The sequence below is a fragment of the Elstera litoralis genome, from assembly GCF_000963705.1.
Lineage (GTDB): Bacteria > Pseudomonadota > Alphaproteobacteria > Elsterales > Elsteraceae > Elstera > Elstera litoralis.
In genome coordinates, this window is record NZ_LAJY01000317.1 from 1 (window position 1) to 7,019 (window position 7,019).

Consider the following 7,019-nt stretch of genomic DNA (forward strand, 5'->3'; position numbering starts at 1 on the left):
ATTACCTTCGTCGAGCGCCGGAAACACGCGGCTAATCGGCAAGCCTTCCGGGGTGAAGGGGATATTGGCGGCCTTGAATAAATCGGCGACAAAATCATAACCTGCGCCGGAAAGCTTCTTGCCCTCCGCAACACTCGACATCGGTGATGCATCAAACCCTAAGAGACGTATTGTATCGGCCTGGACAGAAAAACTGAAGAGAACCGAGGCTCCCATCAAAAAAAGTTGAAATTCTTTTCGTGATTACATTCATAGTTACACCCATTTTCGTTCTCTTCCGCGATGCCGCGCTCTTAAAAAGAAGTTATTCTTGAGACGTAAAATTTTCGTTATCAAATTCATATATATTTGAAGCATAATTTTGGAAAAAGGTCGCCGCCTACTGCAAAAATCGAACGCGCGGGGCCGTTGGCGCTACCGGCAGCGGCGCGAACGCCAGGGCCAGCGCGTCGGCCCGATCCGGGCTCGCCTGGCCGCGTTTTTTGAGATCGTCCTTGCTCTCCAGTTTCAACCGGCCCCGGCTATCGTAGCGGTAGCGGATTTCGCCCAGTTGGCGCAGCAGCAGCGCGTCGTTCGGCAAGGACAGGCGGCCTTCGGCGGCGCGTTCGCGCAAGATCCAATAGAGTTCGGCGCGCAAATTCAGGAAGCGTTCGCTTTCCTGCGCGGGCCGCCCGACGAGAATCGGCACCACCGGCACGCCCTGTTCGCGCAGACGGTCGGTAACGCCGCCGCCGACCCCGGCATCATCGACCTGCACCGCCACTGCCCCCGTGCTGCGCCAAGCTTCGATGATCTGGCCGACGGTGGCCATCGTGTCTTGCTTGCGAAATACCCCGTGAATTTCGGCGCAATCGCCCCGGCGCAGCACAAGAACGGTTTCATCCCGCCCGAAGCGAGCAATATCGACGCCAAGAACAATCGGTGCCCCCGAATCGATCCTGGCATCGACACTCGCCTGTAAGAGTGCGGGCGAGAGCAGCCGGTCGTCGGCAATATCGGGGAAACGGCCGCGCACTTTGGCTTGCCACAGCGGCGATTCCTCTCCCCAGCGCAGGCGCATTTCCTCGACCCATAGCGCGCTGACCAGCAGCGGGCGCAAGACTTCCGGAACATCTTCGCCCGATAAGTTCGGCGTGGCGAAGGCATCGATGGGAAGCGTCTCGAAGCCGCCGCCGGGGGCACAGGCGCGGGCAAATGGCCCGGCGGGATCGTCTGGATTGCCGATGGCGAGCAGGCGCGACGCCTCATTGGTAATCAGCGTTTCGGCGGCGTCCCACAGCGCCTGGGGTACGCCCGATGCCTCATCGAAAATCACCAGCACGCGCGCGGCGTGAATGCCTTGGAAGCCGGTCATGTCCCAATCATTCGGCTTGCGGCCATAGCCGACCAACTCCCCGTCGATCAGCCATTCGGTGCGATTGATCGTGCCGGGCAGTTTGCCGATGCGGTGGGCGCGCTTGATCTCGCGCCACAGAATCGCCTTCACCTGGGCATTGGTCGGGGCCGAGGTGACGACGAAGCTTTCCCCCGGCGCACCCGTGGCGATCCACCAGGCGGCAAGACGGCTAGCGAGGAAGCTTTTGCCCGCATCATGGCAGGAGGGCACCGCTACCCGGCGATAATCGCGCACGGCTTCGGCAATCGCGCGCTGGCGCGACCAGAGCGTCTCGCCGAGCCGCTGCTGGACGAAACCGACCGGATCGGCCCGAAACACCAAAGCATCAGGCGGACTGTCGGACGGGCGACGCGCACGGGTCATGCCGGTCTCCTACTCTAAAAAGCACGAAAAAACCCCCGCCGGGAGGCACCGGCGGGGGTTGAGGGAATTCGATCATCGACGGGAAGCGGAAAGGCTCACTGTCGAAAATCAGTCTGCCTCAGCGATTCTCTAAGTTCAAGAACAAAAAGCGAACACTCAGAGGGCTCCTGCCAAAAATGCCCGCCACCGATGTGCGGAATTTGCCCTTGTCTTGCCCCTATCCGCTGTCAAACTAACGGAAAGACAGAAAGCGATGCGGGGGGCGCACGGCGATCATGACGGGCAGTTTTCTAGGCGATCTGATGCAGACTATTGCCGAGCGCGGGCGCGCCCTGATTGGCCCGACGCGCGCCGTTCCCCCCTCCCCTCCCCAACTGCTCGACCTCTGCGAAGCCTTGCTGTCCAGCCGGGGGGAGGCTTCCGGCGTGCGCCTCGCCCATGAGATTGTGACAGGCTGGCAGGCGCTGCCGGAAACCGAGCGCGCCCCCTTCCTGCGCGGGCTCGCCAGCCAGTTCGGGCCGGACGCAAAGCGCCTGGAGCGGGCGATCAGAAGTTATCAGGAAAGCCCCTCCCCCCTGCTGGCCGCCAAGCTGCACGCCGCCACCGAACCCCGGCGGCAGGAGCTGTTGCGCCGCCTCAATCTCGCCCCTGGCGGCACGGCTGCCCTCGTGCGCCTGCGCGAAACGCTGCTGGTGCAGACCGATGCCAAGGGCGATCTCGCCGCGCTGGACGAGGATCTGGCGCATCTTTTCACCTCTTGGTTCAATCGGGGGTTTCTCGTGCTGCGCGCTATCGACTGGACGACTCCCGCCAATATCCTGGAAAAAATCATCCGCTATGAGGCGGTCCATGAAATCCACGATTGGGCCGATTTGCGCCGCCGCTTGGAGCCGGAGGATCGGCGCTGCTTCGGCTTCTTCCACCCCCAGCTTGTCGATGAGCCGCTGATTTTCGTGGAAGTCGCGCTAACACGCGGCATGCCGGACGCCATCGCCCCAATGCTGGCCGAAGATCGGGTGCCGATTCGGGCGGCGGAGGCAACCACCGCCGTCTTCTACTCCATCTCCAACTGTCAGGCGGGGTTGAAGGGGATTTCCTTCGGGAATTTCCTTATCAAGCATGTGGTGGAAACCCTAAGCCGCGAGCTGCCGCGCCTCACCCAGTTCGTCACGCTCTCGCCAGCACCGGGCTTCGCCGCCTGGCTGAAGCGCGCGCGGCATGACCGGAACGAGTTGCTTCCGCCGGAAGATCACGCCAGCCTGACCGGCCTTGATACGCCCGATTGGCTGACCGATACCGACCAGCGCAAGGGGCTCGAACCCGCGCTTCTGCACGCGGCGGCGGCCTATTTTCTCGACGCCAAGGATAAGCGCAACCGCCCCGTCGATGCCGTGGCGCGCTTCCACCTCGGCAATGGCGCGCGGCTGGAGCGCTTGAACCCCTTCGGCGATCTCTCGCCCAAGGGGCTGAAACAGGCGCACGGCCTGATGGTCAATTACCTCTACCGCCCCGACGATATCGAGCGAAACCACGAAGCTTTCGCCACCCAAGGCGAGGTCGTCGCCGCCACAGCCGTGCAAAAATGGCGAAACCCGCCCCGCCGCAGCCTCACCGAGCGGCTGCGCGATTTGACCGTGCCACCCGCCTCTTAGGCATTGCTAAGCCGCAACCAGGGCTGGCGTTCAAGAGTTTGGTCTAACGGCGATAGGTGTCCATGATTTTCTCTAACGCACCATCAACTGCCATCGCTTTGAGTGCCTCGTTGACCTTTACCAGAATTGGCGCTGCCGCCGCCTCCTGACTGCGCGCGACGATGATGTAGTTCGGCTCGACCGCGATCCGCTTGGCCAGGACGACGACCTTCTCCATCGGCTCGCCGAGCGCCTTCATCTGATAGGCAAGCGCCGCTTCGCCGGGGTTGATGATGGCGGCATCGAGCCGCCCGGCCAGCAGTTTTTGCAGGCGCTGACGGGGGTTCGAGTCGGCATCGCCCTGAAAATGCTTTTGGGTTTCGATGAAGAAGGTGCCGTAGCTCGCGCCGTCCTGAAAGCCGATGCGCTTGCCCTTCAAATCCTCAGCTTTTTCGAAGGGAAACTCATGGCCCTTGGCAACGACGAGAATCACCTCATCCACGCCCACCGGCTCGCTGTAGAGGAAAATCTTTTCCCGATCCGGGGTTTTGAAAATGCCCGTCAACCAACCCTCGCCCGCTTCAGCCTGCGTGTAGGCGCGCTTGAAGGGAGCGGCTTCGAGCTGAAGTTCCACCCCGGCCCGGCGAAACGCCTCGCGCGTTGCGTCGATCACATAGCCTTGGGTTTGGGTGCCTTCGCGCCACGCTTTCGGCGGAACGGCATCATTGGCGTACATTTTCACCGGATCAGCAGCGACGGCTGAGGCCGATACCGCCAAGGCCGCGCCAACAATCGCAAAAGATAGATGGGTTTTTAGTTGCTTTTTACCATCTTGAAGCATCTTGAACATTTATAAACCCTCCATTAGTAGAATTTCTTCTATTGAACGCACTTTTGAAGGCTTGGCGAGTCTTTATGACACGGCATCGCTCGGCAGCCCCCAGTGATCGGCACAAGCATGCAAGGCGATTCTTAATATTTCGATACCGCTGGCCGGATGCCGCTGCCCCCGCACGGCCCAGTCGCGCGCGCTGCCCCCCTCGCAGATAACCGCCGTCAAGATCGCACTCAAAATCGGCCCCAGCCGCTGCGCGAGGCTTTGCCAGGATTGCGCCGCCCGGTGAACCCCCTCCGCCGGGCCATGCGGGGCGGCATTGCCTCGGCAGGACGCGGTGTGTAGACGCCCGCCATACGCGCCGATCAAATCGGGCTGCCGGTGGAGGCGTTCGAAAAGGGCGCGCGCCCGCACTGCTGCTTCGGCACAGCGCCCGGTTAGCTCGCCGCGCGCAAGGTAACGGTCGAGCGCATCCTGCGTGAGGCGAACGGGCGGGTTTTTTTCCGCTTCGAGCTCTTTCGGCAGCGGCATCGCCTCGGACCGGCGGCGACGTTCGGGGGTTGGGCGTCCAGGATCGAGAACGAGAGAATTGAGAACGAGAGGATCGCGCTTTCGGATAGGTTTGGGCATTCGCAGGCTCCGTTTCAGCGAAGGGGCTTCACCCTAGGCAACGCGAAACGACGACCGGATTCTGAGGCCCAAAAAAAAGGCCGGGAGAATCCTCCCAGCCGCTGCCACCGCCTTATATTCACTTTTTGTTCTTATTCTGTCAAGCTTTCTTCGGACCCTGGTAGACCTACCGGGGGATAGATCGGGTAGTGCGGTCCAATAATAGCTATCCTCTGCCGACCGGAGCCGAAGCATGCGCGTTTCTTTTTTAGCTTTCTGGCTTGTGGCGGTAAGCCTCGCCGCCCCAGCCACTCAGGCCCTCGCGCCGGAGGAAACCCGCCATCTGCTCGACCGCGCCGGTTTTGGGGCGACGCCGGGGGATATCGAGTTCTATAAGCCGCTATCGCGCACTAAGGCGGTCGAAAAGCTCTTGGGTGAATTGGACGCGCCGACGCTAACGCCGAACCCGGATTTCCTGACGGGCGAGCGCCCGGATGCGGTGGCCTACCGCGCCATCAGCGATAAACCGCCTGAAGAGCGCCGCGCCTTCGCCCTCGCCCGGCAAGGCGAAGCGCTGGCGATGCGCGGTTGGTGGCTGACGGAAATGATCGGCGGGGCGTCGCCCTTGCGCGAGCGTCTGGCGCTGATCTGGCACGGGCATTTCACCTCGGCCTTCGAAAAAGTCCGTGTGCCGGATTTAATGTGGCGGCAGGTGAGCCTGTTCCGCGACCAAGGTACGCGCAACTTCGCCGATCTGCTGCGCGGCATCGGCGAGGACGGCGCGATGTTCCGCTATCTCGACGTTCCCAGCAGCCGCAAAAATAAGCCGAACGAAAATTTCGCCCGCGAATTGCTGGAGCTTTATACGCTCGGCACCGGCAATTATAGCGAGCAGGACATTAAAGAGGCGGCCAAAACAATGGTCGGCTGGCGGCTGAACGCGGGCGATCTGCGCCCAACCTTCATTCCGGCAACCGCCGTTCCCGGCCCTAAGCAGGTGCTGGGCGAGAGCGTGACCGACCTTAAGGGCGTGATCGAGGTGCTGCTGAAACAGCGCGCCACCGCCCGTTTTGTGACCGAGAAACTCTGGCTTGCCCTCATCTCCCCCACGCCCGACCCCGCCCAAATCGAAACCCTCGCCAAAAGTTTCTACGACAGCGGCTATGAATTGCGCCCGCTCGTGCGCGCGATACTGCTCAGCGACGCCTTCTGGTCGCCCGACGCCCACGGCCGCTTGGTAAAATCCCCGGTCGATCTAGTGGCGGGCACCGTGCGCCGCTTCGGCATGCCGGTGAAGGATGCGCGCTGGCTCGCCATCGAAACGCGGCTGCTCGGGCAAGATTTGCTCGATCCGCCCAACGTGCGCGGCTGGCCCGGCGGGATGGACTGGATCAGCACCGACTCGCTGCTCAAAACGCCGCGCCGTTCTCACCCGTCTGGCCTATGGCGAGCCGCCCGAACCCGCCAACCGCCAGCCTGACGGGATCGCCGCCCAATATGCGCGCCTCGCGGGGCTCACTCAGGCGAATGCGCGCGCCTCGGCAGGCGCGATGCAGGGCCGGGCGGTGAGCCTGGGGGATTTCTACGCGAAAAACCCGCTGTTTTTGACCGATGAAACCCTGCTGCAAAAGTCTATCATGGCCGAAGCCCCGGTGCAGCCGCCGACGCGCTCGACCCCGCCGGATCGGCTGCTGGAACTGCTGCTCGACCCCGCCTATGAGGTGAAATAATGCTGCCCCGTCGCCAGTTTCTCCGCCTCTCGGCCCTCGCGGGCGGTGCCCTGCTGCTGCCCAGCGGCTGTGCGGTCGTGCCCGGCGGGGTGCCGACGAAAACCGCCGCCGGCAAAGCCGATACGCTGCTGCTGGTCGAGTTCCAGGGCGGCAACGACGGGCTGAATACCGTCGCGCCAATCAGCGACCCGCTCTACCGCAAACTCCGGCCCACGCTCGCGCTATCGGAGGCCGAGGCCCTCCCCGTTGGGCGCGATCTTGCCCTGCACCCCGCCCTGAAACCGGCGATGGACCTCTGGAGCGCGGGCGATCTGGCCGTGCTGCTCGGCGTCGGCTACCCACAGCCGGACCGTTCGCATTTTCGCTCCATCGATATTTGGGATACCGCCTCGGATGCCGACCGGGTGCTGACAAGCGGCTGGATCACCCGCGCGCTGCTCGCCCGGCCGCGCCCC

Annotated in this window: 7 protein-coding genes; 4 read left to right on the top strand and 3 right to left on the bottom strand. The window is 62.8% G+C overall.

Annotated elements, in window-relative coordinates; translation table 11 throughout:
- Positions 1-379: 379 nt before the first annotated feature.
- Entirely contained in the window at positions 380-1,759 is a 1,380-nt protein-coding gene (locus VZ95_RS12530) for a hypothetical protein (RefSeq protein ID WP_045776145.1), read from the bottom strand.
- Positions 1,760-2,034: 275 nt separating this feature from the next.
- Here VZ95_RS12530 and VZ95_RS12535 point away from each other — a divergent pair, with 275 nt between their 5' ends.
- Entirely contained in the window at positions 2,035-3,411 is a 1,377-nt protein-coding gene (locus VZ95_RS12535; protein ID WP_198148271.1) for a malonyl-CoA decarboxylase, read from the top strand.
- Positions 3,412-3,454: 43 nt separating this feature from the next.
- Here VZ95_RS12535 and VZ95_RS12540 read toward each other — a convergent pair whose 3' ends face one another.
- Together VZ95_RS12540 and VZ95_RS12545 are read right to left on the bottom strand one after the other, a co-directional pair.
- Positions 3,455-4,240: a substrate-binding periplasmic protein gene (locus tag VZ95_RS12540; RefSeq protein WP_045776147.1), complete on the bottom strand. Its 786-nt coding sequence runs from the start codon at positions 4,238-4,240 to the stop codon at positions 3,455-3,457.
- A gap of 63 nt (positions 4,241-4,303) precedes the next feature.
- Complete coding sequence (locus VZ95_RS12545) at positions 4,304-4,855, bottom strand: hypothetical protein (RefSeq protein ID WP_156995274.1); 552 nt, start codon at positions 4,853-4,855, stop codon at positions 4,304-4,306.
- Positions 4,856-5,087: 232 nt separating this feature from the next.
- Here VZ95_RS12545 and VZ95_RS12550 point away from each other — a divergent pair, with 232 nt between their 5' ends.
- From VZ95_RS12550 to VZ95_RS12560, 3 genes are all read left to right on the top strand, one after another.
- Positions 5,088-6,314, top strand: a complete 1,227-nt coding sequence (locus VZ95_RS12550) for a DUF1800 domain-containing protein (RefSeq protein WP_045776150.1) — start codon at positions 5,088-5,090, stop codon at positions 6,312-6,314.
- A 70-nt stretch (positions 6,315-6,384) separates the two neighbouring features.
- Positions 6,385-6,564 (top strand): hypothetical protein, encoded by a 180-nt coding sequence (locus tag VZ95_RS12555; RefSeq protein ID WP_045776149.1) that lies wholly within the window; start codon positions 6,385-6,387, stop codon positions 6,562-6,564.
- Positions 6,564-7,019 (top strand): DUF1501 domain-containing protein (locus VZ95_RS12560; protein WP_408606085.1); only part of this gene is annotated, 456 nt, incomplete at its 3' end. The genes VZ95_RS12555 and VZ95_RS12560, both read left to right, overlap by 1 nt.